We start from the raw sequence: 18,398 nt of genomic DNA on the forward strand, positions 1-18,398 counted from the left end.
CTATTCTAACCTCTTTAAAACATCAGCTATCTTTTCAAAAGCGCTGAAATTTTCATGTTCCACGTTATGGTCAATTTTTTCGTGTGCCCAAGTCGTGTGAAACGGAATATGAACTGCGTGTCCGCCAATGGCTAAAACCGGTAAGATATCCGATTTTAAGGAATTTCCAACCATGAAAAACTCTTCAGGTTTTATTTCCAATCGTTTGATTAAATCCGAATAATCTATTTCCTGCTTGTCTGACATCACTTCGATATGATGAAAATAATGACCTAAACCTGAATTATGTAATTTTCGGCGTTGATCTAATAAATCGCCTTTGGTGGCAACCACTAATTTGTATTTTCCGTGTAAAGCATTTAAAGTCTCCTCCACACCATCCAATAAAACAATCGGTTTCTCTAATAATTCTTTTCCGTATTGAATGATTTTTTGAATAATTTCAATAGGAATGGTATTGTTCGAAATATTCATCGCTGCTTCAATCATCGAAAGAATGTAGCCTTTGATTCCGTAACCGTATAATTTTAAATTATCGATTTCTACTTTAAATAATTCTTTAGAAATTCCCTGATGCGACAAATAATCTTCCATCAGTCCGCAGAATTTTTTTTCGGTTTCGTCAAAATACGTTTCGTTGATCCATAAGGTATCATCGGCGTCGAAAGCAATTACTTTTAAGCTCATATTTGTTTAATTTTACCGAAAATTCGCTAATTAATATAGTACAGAATACATATTAATTAGCGAATTCGCGGTTGATTTTTCTTAATTTATCGTTTCTCCATTAGCAACTCCATCCGCATCTGGATTTACAAAAACCAATTTTCCTTCCGTATTTGTTGTCATCAAAATCATTCCTTGACTTTCCACACCACGAAGGTTTCTTGGTGCCAAATTCACTAAAACAGTAACTTTTTTACCAATAATATCTTCCGGCTTAAAACTCTCCGCAATTCCCGAAACAATGGTGCGAACATCAATTCCCGTGTCTATTTTTAAAATCAAAAGTTTGTTGGCTTTAGGCATTTTTTCGGCTTCCAGAATCGTTCCTGTACGGATATCCATTTTGGCAAAATCCTCAAATTGAATTGCTTCTTTCTGTGGTTCTACAACTTTATTTTCGGCTTTGTTAGCCGTTTTAGTCGCCTCTAATTTGTCTATTTGTTTCTGGATTTCCTCGTCCTCAATTTTGGCGAAAAGCAATTCCGCTTCGCCAATTTGGTGTCCTGCTGGAATCAAATCAGTAGTTTGAGCAACAGTATTCCAGTTTAACGGACTTTCTATTTTTAGAATTCTTGATAATTTTGTAGCTGTAAACGGCAAGAATGGTTCGCAAAGTGAACTCAAAGCAGCTGCAATTTGTAACGCCACATACATTTGCGTTTGCACGCGCTCCGGATTGTCTTTGATGACTTTCCAAGGCTCTTCGTCAGCCAAATATTTATTTCCCAAACGAGCCACATTCATCAATTCGCTCAACGCTTCACGGAATCTGTAACGCTCCAAAGAACTTGAAATCACTGCCGGATACGCTTTTAATTCCGTCAAAGTCGTTTCATCCACTTCCGACAGTTCATTCGGTTGAGGAACGATTCCGTTGTAATATTTATTGGTTAAAACCACCACGCGATTAATGAAATTCCCGTAAATCGCTACCAATTCATTATTATTTCTCGCCTGAAAATCTTTCCAGGTAAAATCATTATCCTTAGTTTCCGGCGCATTCGATGTCAAGGCATAACGCAACACGTCTTGCTGATTCGGGAATTCTTCTAAATATTCGTGCAACCAAACCGCCCAGTTTTTTGACGTCGACAATTTATTTCCTTCCAAGTTCAAGAACTCATTCGCAGGCACATTGTCAGGCAAAATATAACTTCCTTCGGCTTTCAACATCGCCGGGAAAATGATGCAATGGAAAACAATATTGTCTTTCCCAATAAAGTGAACCAGTTTTGTATCCTGATCTTTCCAGTACGGTTCCCAATCTTTTCCTTCGCGTAAAGCCCATTCTTTGGTAGATGAAATGTAGCCAATCGGCGCATCAAACCACACGTATAATTTTTTTCCTTCGGCACCTTCAACTGGTACGTCAATTCCCCAGTCCAAGTCACGAGTTACCGCGCGAGGCTCTAATCCGCCGTCAATCCATGATTTTACTTGTCCGTAAACATTCGGTTTCCAGTCATTTTTATGTCCAACGAGAATCCATTCTTTCAAGAAATCTTCATAACGGTCCAATGGCAAAAACCAGTGTTTCGTTGCTTTCATAATCGGAGTTTCTCCTGTAATGGTCGATTTTGGATTAATCAAATCCGTTGCGTTTAATGTAGAGCCACATTTTTCGCATTGATCACCGTAGGCTTCTTCATTGCCACATTTTGGGCAAGTTCCCACCACGAAACGGTCAGCTAAGAACTGATCCGCTTTTGCATCATACAATTGCTCGGTTACTTCTTCGATAAAATCACCTTTATCATACAGTTTTCTAAAAAATTCAGAAGCAGTATCATGATGAATTTTAGCCGAGGTTCTAGAATAATTATCAAATGAAATTCCAAAATCAGAGAATGATTTCCTGATAATTCCATCGTATTTATCGATTACTTCCTGTGGCGTAATGCCTTCTTTTTTGGCTTTCATCGAAATCGCCACGCCGTGCTCGTCACTTCCGCACACAAACAAAACATCTCTTCCCTGTAATCTTAAATATCTGGAATATATGTCCGAAGGCACATAAACACCCGCCAAATGGCCAATGTGAATGGGTCCGTTCGTATAAGGCAATGCTGCTGTAATCGTATATCTTTTTGGATTCTGTATCATGATTCAATTTTATTGGGTGCAAAAATAAGCAATAGAATTTTTATTTGGAGCTATTTCCCGCTATCCGTTGCAATCTTTTTCAACGCTGTCAGGGTTTTGAACCCTGACAGCGTTTAGAAAAAGGATTTTCACTGCTATCGGGGCTAGGGCATTTGGGTTTTTCGATGCATTTTTGCCAATAATTTAATAGGTTTGGTTCCTAAGGAACTTTATTCCTTTTATTTTATTTCCAACGGATTAAAATCCGTTGCTACAATATGAATCGTTCCTATGGAACTTTTACGCACCTATAAGAGCCGTAGGCTCGGCAAATATTGAAGGGATGGATTTTAATCCGTCCACATTTGACGATGTATTCATAAAGTGCCGTAGGTACGAACGATATTTAGAATCAAATTTGTAGGGAAATAATGAAGAACAATGTGAAGTTCTGAGCGATATGCAAGTTCTTACTAAGTGATTCCTTTTTCTGCGTTTTACGATCCGTTTATTTATATTTGTAAACGTAAATAATGTAGCGTATAAATCATGGCAAAAGGACCCGAAAAAAAAACCAAAAACAAGGCTTTACACACCAAATTGCTCAATCGGAAAAAGGCTAAACTTCAAGAGGAGAAAAAAGAAAAAGCATTACGCTTAAAAGCTTTAGTTACAAAAATGAATCAGAAAAAGAATAGTAACGAATCGGATAGCTTATAAATCACATTGTATTTCTTTTCTGTTTTAATTTACCCGAAATTTGCACCACATATTCAAACACAAAATCTATGGAATTCGGTAGAATAATTATTTCAGAAACAGCAATGAACAGTGAAAATCTTCAAGATGTGATTCACTCTAATATTTCGGTAATCAACTTAATGCGTGAGGAAGGCGTGAACGATGATTTGATTCACGAAGATGCTATAATGAGTTATTATTTAGATTATTATACGTCGCAATATACCGAAGGAAATTTTGCTCAATTTGTATATAATTCGGGTTGGGATAAAGAACTAAACGAATTGATTGAAGAAGGTTTGGCATTGATTGGCGCCTACAACCATTTGGAATTGTTCCAACAGCAATCCAAAAAAGTAAAATTAATGAGCAGTGTTAAGCTGAATAAATTCCTTAAAGGGAAACTGGAAGGCGTAAATCCTATTCGAGATTTACTTAATAACGACGCTTTTTTCGAAATTGAAGAAAACCTGATTACGTTGAATGCTGATTTCTTAAAAACACACCCAGATTTCGAAGTCCTTTCTGTAGACGACATGTTTGCAACTTTAGAGCAATTTGTGGGGCATGAGATTAAAAGAGACTAATCTAAAGTCAAAAGTCGCAAGTCTTAAAGTCTCATTCTTATTGCGTTTAGTTGGTTGCTGATTTTATTCGATGGATTGTAAATCACATGCATTACTAATCGGGTAATAATAGCTGCATTTGACTTTAAGGCATTAAGACTTGCGACTTTTGGACAAACTTTCCCTCATTTCTACCAAACATTTCCCTAAATTTGCTTCCATTATTATAAAAGTTAGCGTTAAAAAAATCAACTATGTTACAAATCGCATTTATTAGAGAGAATCAAGAAAAAGTAATCACCGCTTTGGCAAAGAGAAACATCGATGCTACAAGTGTTGTTGAAGAAGTGGTACAACTGGACGAAAAACGTCGCGCTACGCAAGTAGAGTTAGACAATATTTTATCCGAATCTAATAAATTATCCAAAGACATTGGCGAATTGATGAAAGCTGGAGAGAAAGCGAAAGCCGCAATCTTAAAAGAAAAAACAGTTTTAAACAAAGAGAAAAGCAAAGCTCTAGCAGAAACTGCTGATGCACTTGCTGCTGAACTTTTAGAGAAATTATATACATTACCCAATCTTCCGGCTGATATTGTTCCTGTTGGTAAAACTCCAGAGGAAAATTTAAACGTTTTTGAAGAAGGAGAAATTCCAGTTTTGCACGAAGGTGCACAACCACATTGGGAATTGGTAAAAAAATACGACATCATCGATTTTGAACTTGGAGTAAAAATCGCGGGTGCAGGATTTCCGGTGTATAAAGGAAAAGGGGCGAAGTTACAACGCGCCTTGATCAATTATTTCTTGGACAAGAATACGGCAGCGGGTTATAATGAAGTTCAGGTGCCACACATGGTAAACGAAGCCTCTGCTTATGGAACAGGACAATTGCCGGACAAAGAAGGGCAAATGTACCATGATAAAACCGATGATTTATACTTGATTCCAACGGCGGAAGTTCCGGTGACGAATTTGTTCCGTGATGTAATTTTAAACGAAAATGAATTACCGGTTTTAACTACGTCTTATACGCCTTGCTTCCGTCGTGAAGCAGGTTCTTATGGCGCGCATGTACGTGGATTAAACCGTTTGCATCAATTTGACAAAGTGGAAATCGTTCGTGTAGAACATCCAGATAAATCATACGAAGCTTTGGATGAAATGGTGGAACACGTTAAAAATATTCTTCGAGAGTTGAAATTACCATACCGAATATTGCGTCTTTGTGGCGGCGATATGGGATTCACGGCTGCTTTGACATATGATTTCGAAGTGTTTTCTACGGCGCAAGATCGTTGGTTAGAAATCAGTTCAGTTTCTAATTTTGAAACTTTTCAAGCGAATCGTTTGAAATTGCGTTTCAAAGACAAAGACGGAAAAAACCAATTGGCACATACCTTAAACGGAAGTTCATTGGCTTTGCCAAGAGTCTTGGCTGGAATTTTAGAAAATTACCAAACTCCGGAAGGAATTGTAATCCCTGAGGTTTTACGTCCGTATTGCGGGTTTGATAGAATTGATTAATTATTTTTTAATAAACAAAAATCTATAGAGCCGTTAAGAAATTTAGAGTCGTTAAGCTTAATTTCTTAATGGTTTAAAAAGATAAGATTTTATTTGAAAAAAGAATGGTATGGACGGATTCTGAATTAATCATTTTGACAAATTGTTACGGTATGAAAAAGCTCTTTCTATACATCACTTTATCATTCTCGCTATTTGCTTTCGGCCAAAACGAACAATTAGCGCAGTATTATTATGATAAAGGCGATTTTGAAAAAGCAAAAATCAGTTATGAAGAGTTGCTGCAAGAGATTCCCCAAAATTCACAATATTTCTTAAGAATAATAGATTGTTCACAGCAATTACAACAATTTGATAGTGCGGAAAAAGCCATTCAAGAGCGACTTGACAAGTACAATCAAGGAAATCTTCTGGTGGAATTAGGGTATAATTTTCAGTTGCAAAAGAATGATGCCAAAGCCAAGATTTACTACGATCAGGCTTTAGAGCGAATCAGAAAAAATCCAAATGAAGTCTACGGAATATCAAATGCTTTTGAGCGTAAAGTGCTGCTCGAATATGCCCTGAAATCCTACCAAACCGCCACAGAACTGGAACCTAATTTTAATTTCAATTATCAAATAGGATTGCTTTACGGACAATTGTCTAATATGGAAATGATGATTTCCACTTTTCTGGATGAGGCGTTTGCCAATCCTCAAAACTCTATTAGAATCCAAAATCAACTGGTTCGTTTTATGGCTGACGAAGGCGATGCAAACTTCAATGAAATATTACGTAAAGCATTAATTCTAAGAACCCAAAAAAATCAAGATCTCTTTTGGAACCATTATTTGAGCTGGTTTTATGTACAGCAAAAAGAATTTGAAAAAGCATTTATTCAGGAAAAAGCTATTTACAAACGCAATCCGGAATCGCTTGCCAATATTGTAAATTTAGGGCAATTGGCTGTTGAAGAAGACAATCAGGAAGCGGCCAAGGAAATACTGGGTTTTGTATTGGAAAACACACAAGATTTAGAATTATTGATTCAGGCGAATTCCTATTTGATAAACATGAAAATTGAAAAAGCATCCGAAATTGACTTCGCAGCCATCAGCACAGAATTAGACGGTTTGTTGAAACAATTTGAAATAAGTCCTTTTACCTTATCTTTGCAGCTGATTCAGGCCCATTTTACGGCATTTAATTTAAAAAAACCCGAGGAAGGAAAGGCAATTGTCAAGAGAGCGCTGGAATTGCAATTGAATGATTATGAAGTGGCTAATGCCAAAATGGAACTGGCAGATATTTTGCTGTATGAAGAAAAATTCAACCAGGCTTTGATCTATTATTCGCAGATTGAATTGGATTTGAAGAATGATGTAATGGCGCATGAAGCCAGTTTGAAAGCGGCTAAAACCAGTTATTTCAAAACGGATTTTGCTTGGGCATTGAAACAATTTAAGGAATTGAAATCAGCCAATACGCAGTTGATTGCGAATGATGCTTTGGAATATTTTCTGTTAATCAACGACAATACTGTTGCTGATTCGATACAAACGGCTTTGAAGCAATTTGCCAAAGGAGATTATCTGTTGTATCAAAACAGGAATCAGGAAGCTGTAACTCAGTTTCAATCGATTTTAAAAAACTATAAAGGACAGGAAATAGAGGCGGTGACCTTATTGCGATTAGGGAAAATATATGAAAAGAAAGGTGATTTTGCTTTGGCTTTAAGCCAATATCAAACGATTATTGACCAACATAGCGACGGAATTTACATCGATGAAGCGTTGTATTTTTCGGCAGAAATTTATAACAAGCAATCGTTACCTGAAAAAGCAAAACCATTATATGAGAAGGTATTGTTCAATCATCAGGACAGTATTTATTTTGTGGAAGCCAGGAAGAAATTCAGACAATTGCGAGGAGATACTAATTTATAAAAAGAAGGTTAATCGGTTAAATGTTTAACCGATTAACTGAAAAAACGAATAAACAAATTAACAGTAATGATACTATACAACGTTACCACAAACATACACGAAAGCGTTCACGATCAATGGATTATATGGATGCAACACAAGCACATTCCTGAAATTTTGGCTACAGGGAAATTCTCTTCGGCAAGAATGGTACGGGTTTTAATTGAAGAAGAAATGGGCGGAGTAACGTATTCGGTTCAATATGCTACGGACAGCAAAGAAACTTTGGAGAAATATTATCAGGAAGATGCACCCGCTTTTCGTGAAGAAGGATTGAAGCTATTTGGAGATAAGATGCTTGCTTTTAGAACAGAATTAGAATTGATTGCAGATTATTAAAAAAAGTGTTTGGTGTACAATTTGCGGTATTCAGTTTGAAAATATTGAATATTTAAACTGCAGTTTGCGACCTGTGATTTTTTTAAGATATAAATACGCTTTGTGGCGTTGCACCAGAGTGACAACACAGAAATATAAAAACACTTTGCGCCTTTGTGCCTTCGTGGCAAAAAAACATATAATATGGAAAAAGTAAAAGCCAAAAAACACCTCGGACAACACTTCTTAAAAGACGAAAGCATTGCCAAAGACATTGCCGATACGTTGAATTTAGAGGGGTATGAAGATGTATTAGAGATAGGTCCAGGAATGGGAGTTTTGACAAAATATTTGTTGGATAAGCCAGTGAACACCTACGTTATTGAAATCGATTCCGAATCAGTAACGTACTTAGACGAAAATTATCCAAAATTAAAGGATAAAATTATTTCTCAAGATTTCTTGAAATACAACATCAACGATATTTTCGAAGGGAAACAATTCGCTATCATTGGGAATTTCCCGTATAATATTTCGACCCAAATTGTTTTTAGAGCATTAGAATACCGCGATCAGATTCCGGAATTTGCAGGGATGTTCCAGAAAGAAGTAGCGCAACGTATTTGTGAAAAAAAGGGAACAAAAGCCTATGGAATTCTGTCGGTTTTAGTTCAGGCTTTTTATGATGCGGAATACCTATTTACGGTAGATGAGAATGTATTTATTCCGCCACCAAAGGTGAAATCAGGAGTTTTACGTTTGCGCAGGAAGAAAGATTACAGTCTGCCTTGCGGCGAAAAATTGTTTTTTACGGTAGTGAAAACGGCTTTTCAACAACGACGTAAAACGTTACGCAACAGTTTAAAAACCTTAAATTTGTCGGATAGTTTGAGAGAAGATGAAATTTTTAACCTGCGACCAGAGCAACTAAATGTAGAACAGTTCATAGCACTTACCCAAAAAATAGAAGCCGATGGAGTTTAAAATCAGCAAAGAATTAATTCAGGAATTAGAGCAACTCATTCAAAATAAAAACGACCAGCAACTGGAAGTGTTGTTGAATGATATGCACCATGCTGATATTGCTGAAATTCTGGATGAGCTTGATTTTAATGAGGCAACCTATATTTTTAAAGTTTTAGACAGTGAAAAAACCGCCGAAATTCTTCTGGAACTAGAAGATGATTTGCGGGAAAATATATTAAGCAGGCTTTCTCCAAAAGAGATTGCGGAAGAATTAGATGAGCTGGAAACCAATGATGCAGCCGATATTATTGCGGAGCTTTCACAAGATTTGAAAGCCGAAGTAATATCAGAACTTCAGGATGTTGAGCACGCCAAAGATATTGTTGACTTATTGCGTTATGACGAAGATACCGCAGGTGGAATCATGCACAAGGAATTGGTTAAAGTCAATGAAAATTGGAATGTATTGACTTGCGTAAAAGAAATGCGCATTCAGGCTGAAAACATCTCCAGAGTCCATTCGATTTATGTGGTGGATGACGAAGACCGATTGAAAGGACGTTTATCACTCAAAGATTTATTGACCACTTCTTCCAGAACACCGGTGAGTGATGTTTACATCCGAAAATTAAACTCGGTTAAAGTAGATACTGAAGATGTTGAGGTGGCTCGAATCATGCAAAAATACGATTTAGAAGCCATTCCGGTAGTAGACGAATTAGGAAGATTAGTGGGCCGAATCACCATTGATGATATCGTGGATGTAATCAAGGACGAAGCGGATGAGGATTACCAGTTGGCTGCAGGTATCTCGCAAGATGTGGAAGCGGATGACAGCATATTTGAACATACAAAAGCACGATTACCTTGGTTAGTTTTGGCTCTTTTAGGTGGTTTTATCTCTGTAAAAGTACTGGGATTATTTGAAGGTGCGATGCTGGTGCATGGAAATTTATTCTTTTTCACCCCACTTATTGCCGCAATGGCCGGAAATGTTGGAGTACAATCTTCGGCAATTATTGTACAAGGTTTGGCTAACAATACATTGAGTGGATCCTTGTTTAATAGATTGGTCAAAGAAGTGTCTCTGAGTTTATTAAACGGACTGATTCTGGCGACAATATTATTTTTAGGGAGTTATTTTCTGTTGAATGTTCAAATGATAATTGGCGTTATTATCTGCATTGCGTTAATTTCGGTAATTATTATCGCGTCGTTAATAGGGACTTTTATCCCATTATTACTCGATAAATTTGGCATTGACCCCGCTTTGGCCACCGGTCCGTTTATCACAACCAGTAATGATATTTGCGGAATTCTGATTTATTTTTCAATAGCAAGACTAATTTTGGGATTTTAAGAAAGAAATAAGAGTGCGGAACAAAGAGGAAAGAACAAAGAGAGGGAATTCAAAAACAAACTAATACAACTATAACTATACAACTAACACTTTCCCATATTGGCTTCCTCTCCTTTGGAGAAAGTTGGGGAGAGGAAAACCACAACCAGCATGAAAGTACATATCATTGGCGGGGGAAACTTAGGTGTTTCGATCGCATTAGGACTATCAAAATTTTCACCAGAAAACCAAGTCACTATAACCCGAAGAAATACATCCAGCATTCTTTATCTTGAAAAACTGGGCACTACGGTTTCTTCGAATAATATCCATCAGATTCAGGAAGCGGATGTCATTATTTTGACCATAAAACCATACCAAGTAGATACTGTTTTAGCCGAAATCCTTCCAGTAATTTCCAATAAAATCATCGCTTCGGCAGTGAGTGGATTGTCTATAGAAAATTTACAAAACAAAATCGGTACCGATAATAGTGCCATCCGAATCATGCCCAATATAGCGGCACAATTTGGCGCATCAGCCACTTGTATTGCGTTTCACGAAAAAGACAAAGAGAAGTCACAGGATGTAGTTTCTCTTTTTCAAAGTTTGGGAACCGCCCCTATTATTGACGAAAAATTAATGGATGCTGCAACCGTTCTTGCGGCCAGCGGAACGGCTTTTGCGTTGCGATACATTCGTGCTTCGATGCAAGCCGGAATTGAAATAGGATTTGACTGGCAAACCGCCCTAGCCATCTCGGCACAAACCGTAAAAGGCGCAGCCGAAATGCTGCTGGAAGAAAAAGTACACCCGGAACAATTAATTGACCGTGTCACCACTCCACAAGGTTGTACGATTGCGGGATTAAACGAAATGGAAATGCACGGATTTAGTTCGTCCTTAATACGAGGAATCAAAACGTCGTTGAAACAGATCAAGGGATAAATCTCCAGTTCCGTAAAATGTTCGTGATAAAAGTTGCGCAAATGTCTTATGACTTTGTGCAATTTTTTTTACTTACGCTTCGTAAATATCGATATTGCATTTGCTATAAATACAGTCAAATAATTCCTATATTTGAAAAAAAACACCATGAAAAAATTACTCCTATTCACGCTTATTTTAATTTCAAGTTACGCTGTAAACGCCCAACAAAACAAACAAAAACAAGTGCTTAAGCATGTCGTTATGTTTGGTTGGAAACCGGGAACAGATGCCGCGGCTATTGATAAAGTGGTAACAGCTTTTGGGAATTTGAAACATAAAATCAAATTAATCAAAGCCTATGAATGGGGAATCAATAACAGTCCTGAAAACTTGAATAATGGTTTGACGCATTGTTTTGTGTTGACTTTTAAGAGTGAAGCAGATAGAGATGCGTATTTGATTCATCCGGATCATAAGGCTTTTGTGGCTGTATTGAATCCAGCTCCAGAGAAAGTGACGGTAGTTGATTATTGGCCTAATAAGTAAACAGCAATCAAGTTAAAGAGTAAAGAATAAAAATAGACTACATGAAAAAAGTAATAGCAGTCCTGATTTTAGTATTCAATCTAAATGCAAACGCACAAGAAGTACCCGTTGAAAAAACAATTTTTGGAATACAAACCGGATTTGGAGTACATACCGGAATTTGGTTTAATAATGAAACCAAGTTGTCAAATAGCATCGTATTACGAAGTGAAATTGGTATTGAAAAGGATTTTACGGTTGGAGATCATTACGATGGCGCTGGTTTTATTTTGCAACCGGTATTAACAATAGAACCAAGATATTATTACAATTTGGAAAAAAGGAATTCAAAAGGTAAAAAAACAGGCAATAATGCTGGTAATTATATTTCAATCAGGACTAGTTATCATCCGGACTGGTTTGTGATTAATTTGGCAGATAACGTAACCAAAACAGCTGATTTAGCTATTGTTCCCACTTGGGGTTTAAAACGATCTATAGGAAATCATTTTACCTACGAAACTGCGGTAGGATTTGGCTATCGCGTGGTGTATTTGAAAGAGAATTCAGTTAATGGTAATGTGCAGAATGTAGATGGTGCGTACATTAGAAATCAATACATTCCTTATTTGCATATCGGAATAGGATATACTTTTTAGGAAATAACAGTACAAATTTATAAAGCTGTTTTTATAAATCCTTTATAAAATTGTAGGTCTGTACGATTATGACTTTCTATCTAAGTATCTGTCATAAAATTGACTAAAAGTTAAAGTGTTAACTTTTTTTAAGAGTAAATTTCAACCATAAGAAACCGATGGTTCCCGCAATAAATGAAGCAACCAAGATTGCAATTTTAGAATACGTGATTACTTCTTCTCCGTTGTTTTTAAAGGCAAGCAATGTTATGAAAATAGACATCGTAAAACCTATTCCACCCAGCATTCCTGCGCCTAGAATACTGCTCCATTTTAGATCTCTTGGCAGGGTACAAATCCCCAAACTCACCGAAAGGAGCGAAAACAACCAGATTCCCAATGGTTTCCCTACAACAAGTCCCAGCATAATTCCAATCGTGTTGGGATGACTCAATCCTTCATGCCAGTCTGAATTTATGGCAATGGACGTATTGGCTATGGCAAATAAAGGAAGGATAAAAAACGCTACCGGTTTGTGTAAAAAATGCTGTAATCGATACGAAGACGTTTTTTTGCCTCCATTTCCAAACGGAATTACAAAGGCTAATAATACTCCGGTTATCGTCGCATGCACACCTGAATTCAGCATAAAATACCACATCGCTGCTCCACCAATCAAGTAAGGAATAAGACTGTGTACTTTTCTTCTGTTCAGGATAAATAAACCACCCATGATTGCAAAAGCGATAAACAAATTCATGTAAGCAATTGTGTCTGTGTAAAATATGGCAATTACCATAATAGCGCCTAAATCATCAATCACGGCGAGTGCAGTCAAGAATATTTTAAGCGATGTAGGTACGCGATTTCCTAAAAGTGACAGGATGCCAATGGCAAAAGCAATATCCGTCGCCATAGGGATTCCGGCTCCATTTTGTGTGATGGTTCCAAAATTTAACAATAAAAAGATTCCGGCAGGAACAACCATTCCGCCCAAGGCTCCAAAAATAGGTAAAGCGGCATTTTTTATACTGGATAATTCTCCCTGGTACATCTCACGCTCTAATTCTAAACCGATCAGAAGAAAAAAGATAGCCATTAAGCCGTCATTGATCCAATGTGTTATGGAATGACTGCCAATATTGGTTTCCCAAAACGCAATATATTCGGTTTGAACTGGAGAATTGGCTAATAAAAGAGAGAGTATTGTTACAAAAAGTAATAAGAGTCCACCGGCTTTTTCGCTTTCAAAAAAAGCGTTGAAGGTATTGGTTAATTTCATTTTTTGGTTTTCATTTATTACAACGATAAGGTTTATAATAAAAAATTCAGAATGCTAATTTACTATTTTATGAGCTAATTTCCTTTGATAAACCAATAAACCGTAATTTTTTTGTTAATTTGAAGTATTAAAAAAAGCACATTTTATGGACATCAAAATTCTTCATATCGATAGCAATAATTCCATACTTTGGGATCAATTGCAGCATTCCGGTTTTATAAATCAAAGTGATTTTACCTCCTCAAAAGAAGAAATTGAAACCAAAATCCACGAGTATCAAGGAATTGTAATTCGGAGTCGTTTTAAAATTGACAAAACATTTCTCGACAAAGCCACTAATCTACAATTTATTGCTAGAGTGGGTGCTGGATTAGAAAGCATTGACTGTGAGTACGCAACAGCTAAAAATATTACGCTTATCGCAGCTCCGGAAGGAAATCGAAATGCCGTTGCCGAACATACATTAGGAATGATTTTATCTCTTTTCAACAAATTGAACCAAGCCGATAGCGAGATACGATCCGGACATTGGAACCGTGAAAGTAACCGCGGTCATGAACTTGACGGAAAAATAGTGGGGATTGTTGGTTATGGAAATATGGGAAAATCATTTGCCAAAAAATTGCGCGGTTTTGATGTGGAAGTCCTTTGTTATGATATTCAGGAAAATTTGGGCGACATGAATGCGAAGCAAGTTTCATTAGCTGAATTTCAGCAAAAAGTGGATGTAGTAAGCCTACATATTCCTTGGACTCCAGAAACCAATAAAATGGTAGACCGTAATTTTATCAATGGATTTGCAAAACCATTTTGGATCATAAATACCTCTCGTGGCAAGAATATTGTCACTGCAGATTTAGTTGGTGCGATGCAAACGGGTAAAATTCTTGGAGCAGGTTTGGATGTTTTGGAATATGAGAAGTTGTCTTTTGAAACCCTTTTTCACGATAAAAATACACCAGAAGCTTTTCAATATTTGTTGAAAGCTAAGAATGTGATTTTGAGTCCGCATGTTGCCGGTTGGACATTCGAAAGCCATGAGCGATTGGCACAAGTCATAGTTGATAAAATAAAAACAAAATATTTTGGTCAAGCCAAAGATGCTGAACTGGAGAAACGGGTTACGGGAATTGGCGGTTTCTTTTTCAAATCAAAAAATCCTAAAGAACTGGTGGCTTGGTACGGAAAACATTTGGGTTTAAAAACCGATCAATATGGTTCGACTTTTTGGTGGAAAGATAAAGATGGGAACGATTGTTCAACCCAATGGTCGCCATTTGCAGATGATACCACTTATTTTGCGCCAAGCGAGAAACAGTTTATGCAAAACTTCAGAGTAGATGATTTAGAAAAATTATTACAAAAATTATCGAATGAAGGTGTAACAATTGTGGGCGATATGGAGTCTTATGAGTATGGAAAATTTGGTTGGGTTCTAGATAACGAAGGAAATAAGATAGAACTTTGGGAACCAATCGATACAGCATTTCAATAAAATGTATCTTTTAACTGCTGAAAAACAACCTAATAAATTTAATTTATGGAAAACTCAAAACAGGAAGAATGGAATAATCCGCCTCCAGTTTAACAAGACAATAAAAAACTTGCGGCAGGGCTGTTAGCTATTCTTTTGGGGCCTTTTGCGATTCATAAATTTTTTTTAGGGTACACTATAGTAGGCATTATATGGTTGGTGATTAGTCTTTGTACTTGTGGAACCGTAACCTTTTTATTAGGGCTTATTGAAGGTATAATATATTTAACAACATCAGATGAAGAGTTTTACCAGACCTATCAAGTTGGTAAAAAAAGTTGGTTTTAAAACATGAAAATCCCGTTCAAGAACGGGATTTTTTATATAATCTGAAATCTGAAATCAATCGTCTTTGTCATTTAATTTTCGTTCCAATTCTTTCTGAAACTCTTCCATTACGGGCTTCATCGTGCTTTCCGGAATATCTGCAATTCGGATGTACATTAATCCATCAACAGCATTGTTAAACAGCGGATCCACATTAAAAGCAACCACTTTTGCATTTTGTTTGATGTATTTTTTTATCAAAACAGGCAAACGCAAACTTCCGGGTTCCAGTTCATCGATAATTTTATCAAACTTATTCAAATCCGATTCAGTTTCGTTGAAAATGAAATCTTTGTCGGCATCTTTTAGTTTTACTTTATAGGCTTTCTTAGGGTGAATGTATTGTGCAATATACGGATCGTAATAATTCGATTTCATGAATTCAATCATCAGTGATTTCGAAAAATCTGAAAATTGATTGCTAATACTCACGCCTCCCAGTAAAAATTTATGCTCGGGATAGCGCAACGTGGTGTGCATAATTCCTTTCCAAAGCAAGAAAAGAGGCATTGGTTTCTGTTGGTATTCTTTGATGATGAAGGCGCGACCCATTTCTATGGATTTGTGCATCATGTCATGTAATTCAGGTTCAAATCGAAAAAGATCATTGAGGTAAAAACCATTTATGCCGTATTTCGGATAAATTTCTGAACCCAATCCCATTCGGTATGCACCAGCAATTTTATTGGCATCAGCATCCCATAAAAAGAGGTGATGGTAATATTGATCGTGTTTGTCTAAATCAATAGGTTCGTTTGTCCCTTCGCCTACTTCCCTGAAAGTGATTTCTCTAAGACGGCCAATTTCATGCAGGATATTTGGAACTTTAGAGGCTCTTGCAAAGAAAACTTCATAGTTTTTACTTTGTAAAAGACGGCAATCTGTACTTCGCAAAGCGTCTACTTCCTTAATCATTTTGTCCTGACTCGCGGCAGTAACAATTTTCTTCGGACTTTTAGGAAGCTTCAATGTGGGTGTCGGTAAAAAAGGACTTTCTTTTTCAAAAGGATTCGCCAGCATGTATGTTTTCTTTCTCAAAAACTCTGAATATTCCTCAATCGTTGCGTGTTCGTTTTGTTCACTTACCGAAATTTGTTTACCAATGCGCACTTTAATCACGCGACGTTTTTGGCTAAACACTTCCGAAGGCAGTTTTGCAGTTCTAAAAGTGCTGCTTATTTTAGAAAGCAAATAAAATAAACGACTATTTTTGGCATGAAAATAAATAGGAACAACAGGGACTTGGGCTTTTCTAATTACTTTGATAGCGCCTTCTTCCCACGGTTTATCTACCATTAATTTTCCGTCTTTATACGTAGAAACTTCTCCCGCAGGAAACATTCCTAAGGGTTTCCCATCGCTTAAATGACGCAGGGTTTCTTTAATTCCTACCACGCTTGACTTAGCATCCTTATGATTTTCAAAAGGATTTACCGGCATGATGTATTTCTTGAGAGGCTCAATGCGATGCAAAAGAAAATTGGCTATAATCTTGAAATTTGGTTCTCTTTCGAGCATTAATTTCAACAATAAAACACCGTCAATTCCTCCTAGCGGATGATTAGAAATCGTGATATAGGCACCGTCTTTTGGGAAACGTTTTAAATCCTCTTCCGGAATTTCAAATTTTATTTGTAAATCATCTAATATCCCATTTAAAAAAGCAACGTCTTTTAAATGTTTATTTCTGTCGTACACTTTGTTTAAGGTCGAAATTTTTAGCACCTTCATCAGCATCCAGCCAGAAAAAGTCCCTAAAACTCCGTATTTGTCTGCATTTATTGCTTTTGCAACTTCTTTCGCGGTTACTAAACCCATGTATTTTTTATTTTTTAGAGCAAGAAACAAAGATAGCAAAAAACTCCATTTTCTCTATTTTTCTCAATCAAACTTCTAGTTTTTTGTTACATTTGGAACCCACATTCAAACAATATAAATTTTCCTAGAAAATAAAAAAGTGGACTCCTGACAACCGCAGGCAAAAAAATTTTCGAAAGAAATTCAAAAAAAACTTTTAATGAGAATTATTTCATACAACGTAAACGGAATTAGAGCTGCCATTTCAAAAGGATTTATTGATTGGTTGCAACAGGCAAATCCGGATATTATTTGCCTACAGGAAATTAAGGCAACCGAAGACCAAATTCCGGTAGATGATATTACAAAAGCAGGATATCCGTACCAATATTATTATTCCGCAACAAAAAAGGGATATAGTGGCGTAGCGATTCTTTCTAAAATTAAACCCAATCATGTGGTTCATGGAACTGGAATTCACCACATGGATTTCGAAGGCAGAAACCTTCGGGCTGATTTTGATGACTTTTCAGTGATGAGTCTCTACCTGCCATCGGGGACAAATATCGATCGATTGGGCCATAAATTCACCTTTATGGATGATTTTCAAAACTATATTAACGAATTAAAAAAAGACACACCAAACCTGATAATCTGTGGAGATTACAACATTTGCCACGAGGCAATTGACATTCACGATCCTGTCCGAAACAAAAATGTTTCCGGGTTTTTGCCTCAGGAAAGAGTTTGGCTCGACGGATTCATGAAGTCCGGATTTGTAGATAGTTTTCGTCATTTCAACAGTGAGCCGCACCAATATTCGTGGTGGAGTTACCGCGCCGGAGCCAGAGGAAACAACAAGGGTTGGCGCATCGATTACAATTTAGTCAGCGATTCTTTAAAACATAAACTGAAAAGAGCCGTTATTTTATCAGATGCCGTGCATTCGGACCATTGCCCTATTTTAGTGGAATTAGAGTAATCATCCTGAGCGCAGTCCAAGGAGGAGCTATTTCCCGCTATCCATTGCAATCTTTTCTCTCGTTAAAAAACGAGAGAAAAGGATTTTCACTTCTATCGGGGCTAGAGCATTCGAATACAATTTGAATTTTTGCTTTCAAAACAACATTAGAA

16 protein-coding genes and 1 pseudogene are annotated in these 18,398 nt (G+C 36.8%); 13 read left to right on the forward strand and 4 right to left on the reverse strand.

All coding sequences use genetic code 11. The features are described from left to right. Both ACNQGD_RS04975 and metG read right to left on the reverse strand, forming a co-directional pair. On the reverse strand, nucleotides 1-687 hold the full coding sequence (locus ACNQGD_RS04975; RefSeq protein ID WP_417998505.1) for an HAD family hydrolase: 687 nt from the start codon (nucleotides 685-687) through the stop codon (nucleotides 1-3). A gap of 81 nt (nucleotides 688-768) precedes the next feature. Continuing rightward, nucleotides 769-2,829, reverse strand: coding sequence for a methionine--tRNA ligase (gene metG, locus ACNQGD_RS04980; RefSeq protein ID WP_417998506.1), 2,061 nt, complete (start codon nucleotides 2,827-2,829; stop codon nucleotides 769-771). A gap of 528 nt (nucleotides 2,830-3,357) precedes the next feature. Between metG and ACNQGD_RS04985 the strand changes: the two genes are divergently transcribed. The 10 genes from ACNQGD_RS04985 (at nucleotide 3,358) to ACNQGD_RS05030 (ending at nucleotide 12,345) form a co-directional block, all read left to right on the forward strand. Next, on the forward strand, nucleotides 3,358-3,528 hold the full coding sequence (locus ACNQGD_RS04985) for a hypothetical protein (RefSeq protein WP_417998507.1): 171 nt from the start codon (nucleotides 3,358-3,360) through the stop codon (nucleotides 3,526-3,528). 68 nt (nucleotides 3,529-3,596) lie between these two features. Continuing rightward, the gene (locus tag ACNQGD_RS04990; RefSeq protein WP_417998508.1) at nucleotides 3,597-4,136 is read left to right on the forward strand and encodes a DMP19 family protein; all 540 of its coding nucleotides are present in this window, start codon (nucleotides 3,597-3,599) and stop codon (nucleotides 4,134-4,136) included. Between the two features lie 233 nt (nucleotides 4,137-4,369). Continuing rightward, on the forward strand, nucleotides 4,370-5,641 hold the full coding sequence (serS, locus tag ACNQGD_RS04995) for a serine--tRNA ligase (RefSeq protein ID WP_417998509.1): 1,272 nt from the start codon (nucleotides 4,370-4,372) through the stop codon (nucleotides 5,639-5,641). Nucleotides 5,642-5,793: 152 nt separating this feature from the next. Then, nucleotides 5,794-7,569: a tetratricopeptide repeat protein gene (locus ACNQGD_RS05000; protein ID WP_417998510.1), complete on the forward strand. Its 1,776-nt coding sequence runs from the start codon at nucleotides 5,794-5,796 to the stop codon at nucleotides 7,567-7,569. A gap of 66 nt (nucleotides 7,570-7,635) precedes the next feature. Next, nucleotides 7,636-7,947 (forward strand): DUF4286 family protein, encoded by a 312-nt coding sequence (locus ACNQGD_RS05005; RefSeq protein WP_417993095.1) that lies wholly within the window; start codon nucleotides 7,636-7,638, stop codon nucleotides 7,945-7,947. A gap of 183 nt (nucleotides 7,948-8,130) precedes the next feature. Next, nucleotides 8,131-8,910: a 16S rRNA (adenine(1518)-N(6)/adenine(1519)-N(6))-dimethyltransferase RsmA gene (gene rsmA / locus ACNQGD_RS05010; RefSeq protein ID WP_417993094.1), complete on the forward strand. Its 780-nt coding sequence runs from the start codon at nucleotides 8,131-8,133 to the stop codon at nucleotides 8,908-8,910. Next, nucleotides 8,900-10,252 (forward strand): magnesium transporter, encoded by a 1,353-nt coding sequence (gene mgtE, locus ACNQGD_RS05015; RefSeq protein WP_417993093.1) that lies wholly within the window; start codon nucleotides 8,900-8,902, stop codon nucleotides 10,250-10,252. Before rsmA ends, mgtE begins: the two co-directional genes overlap by 11 nt. Nucleotides 10,253-10,402: 150 nt before the next feature. Beyond that, nucleotides 10,403-11,179, forward strand: a complete 777-nt coding sequence (gene proC / locus ACNQGD_RS05020; protein ID WP_417998511.1) for a pyrroline-5-carboxylate reductase — start codon at nucleotides 10,403-10,405, stop codon at nucleotides 11,177-11,179. 147 nt (nucleotides 11,180-11,326) lie between these two features. Beyond that, on the forward strand, nucleotides 11,327-11,707 hold the full coding sequence (locus ACNQGD_RS05025; RefSeq protein WP_417998512.1) for a Dabb family protein: 381 nt from the start codon (nucleotides 11,327-11,329) through the stop codon (nucleotides 11,705-11,707). A 41-nt stretch (nucleotides 11,708-11,748) separates the two neighbouring features. Then, the gene (locus ACNQGD_RS05030; protein ID WP_417998513.1) at nucleotides 11,749-12,345 is read left to right on the forward strand and encodes a hypothetical protein; all 597 of its coding nucleotides are present in this window, start codon (nucleotides 11,749-11,751) and stop codon (nucleotides 12,343-12,345) included. A gap of 118 nt (nucleotides 12,346-12,463) precedes the next feature. Here ACNQGD_RS05030 and nhaA read toward each other — a convergent pair whose 3' ends face one another. Beyond that, a complete protein-coding gene (gene nhaA, locus ACNQGD_RS05035; RefSeq protein ID WP_417998514.1) occupies nucleotides 12,464-13,606 on the reverse strand; it encodes a Na+/H+ antiporter NhaA in 1,143 nt (380 codons plus the stop codon). A 145-nt stretch (nucleotides 13,607-13,751) separates the two neighbouring features. On the opposite strand from nhaA, the gene ACNQGD_RS05040 reads away from it, so the two are divergent. After that, on the forward strand, nucleotides 13,752-15,101 hold the full coding sequence (locus tag ACNQGD_RS05040) for an NAD(P)-dependent oxidoreductase (RefSeq protein WP_417998515.1): 1,350 nt from the start codon (nucleotides 13,752-13,754) through the stop codon (nucleotides 15,099-15,101). A gap of 45 nt (nucleotides 15,102-15,146) precedes the next feature. Then, nucleotides 15,147-15,428: pseudogene (locus ACNQGD_RS05045) on the forward strand (TM2 domain-containing protein). A 54-nt stretch (nucleotides 15,429-15,482) separates the two neighbouring features. Here ACNQGD_RS05045 and ACNQGD_RS05050 read toward each other — a convergent pair. After that, a complete protein-coding gene (locus ACNQGD_RS05050) occupies nucleotides 15,483-17,285 on the reverse strand; it encodes a GNAT family N-acyltransferase (protein WP_417993086.1) in 1,803 nt (600 codons plus the stop codon). Between the two features lie 199 nt (nucleotides 17,286-17,484). Here ACNQGD_RS05050 and ACNQGD_RS05055 point away from each other — a divergent pair, with 199 nt between their 5' ends. Further along, entirely contained in the window at nucleotides 17,485-18,246 is a 762-nt protein-coding gene (locus ACNQGD_RS05055; protein ID WP_417998516.1) for an exodeoxyribonuclease III, read from the forward strand. Nucleotides 18,247-18,398 lie beyond the last annotated feature (152 nt).

This window comes from Flavobacterium glucosi (genome assembly GCF_048286535.1).
Lineage (GTDB): Bacteria > Bacteroidota > Bacteroidia > Flavobacteriales > Flavobacteriaceae > Flavobacterium.

Coding starts and splice junctions, on each gene's coding strand:
- ACNQGD_RS04975 (WP_417998505.1), bottom strand. CDS start 687: ATGAGCTTAAAAGTAATTGCTTTCGACGCCGATGATACCTTATGGATC.
- metG (WP_417998506.1), bottom strand. CDS start 2,829: ATGATACAGAATCCAAAAAGATATACGATTACAGCAGCATTGCCTTAT.
- ACNQGD_RS04985 (WP_417998507.1), top strand. CDS start 3,358: ATGGCAAAAGGACCCGAAAAAAAAACCAAAAACAAGGCTTTACACACC.
- ACNQGD_RS04990 (WP_417998508.1), top strand. CDS start 3,597: ATGGAATTCGGTAGAATAATTATTTCAGAAACAGCAATGAACAGTGAA.
- serS (WP_417998509.1), top strand. CDS start 4,370: ATGTTACAAATCGCATTTATTAGAGAGAATCAAGAAAAAGTAATCACC.
- ACNQGD_RS05000 (WP_417998510.1), top strand. CDS start 5,794: ATGAAAAAGCTCTTTCTATACATCACTTTATCATTCTCGCTATTTGCT.
- ACNQGD_RS05005 (WP_417993095.1), top strand. CDS start 7,636: ATGATACTATACAACGTTACCACAAACATACACGAAAGCGTTCACGAT.
- rsmA (WP_417993094.1), top strand. CDS start 8,131: ATGGAAAAAGTAAAAGCCAAAAAACACCTCGGACAACACTTCTTAAAA.
- mgtE (WP_417993093.1), top strand. CDS start 8,900: ATGGAGTTTAAAATCAGCAAAGAATTAATTCAGGAATTAGAGCAACTC.
- proC (WP_417998511.1), top strand. CDS start 10,403: ATGAAAGTACATATCATTGGCGGGGGAAACTTAGGTGTTTCGATCGCA.
- ACNQGD_RS05025 (WP_417998512.1), top strand. CDS start 11,327: ATGAAAAAATTACTCCTATTCACGCTTATTTTAATTTCAAGTTACGCT.
- ACNQGD_RS05030 (WP_417998513.1), top strand. CDS start 11,749: ATGAAAAAAGTAATAGCAGTCCTGATTTTAGTATTCAATCTAAATGCA.
- nhaA (WP_417998514.1), bottom strand. CDS start 13,606: ATGAAATTAACCAATACCTTCAACGCTTTTTTTGAAAGCGAAAAAGCC.
- ACNQGD_RS05040 (WP_417998515.1), top strand. CDS start 13,752: ATGGACATCAAAATTCTTCATATCGATAGCAATAATTCCATACTTTGG.
- ACNQGD_RS05050 (WP_417993086.1), bottom strand. CDS start 17,285: ATGGGTTTAGTAACCGCGAAAGAAGTTGCAAAAGCAATAAATGCAGAC.
- ACNQGD_RS05055 (WP_417998516.1), top strand. CDS start 17,485: ATGAGAATTATTTCATACAACGTAAACGGAATTAGAGCTGCCATTTCA.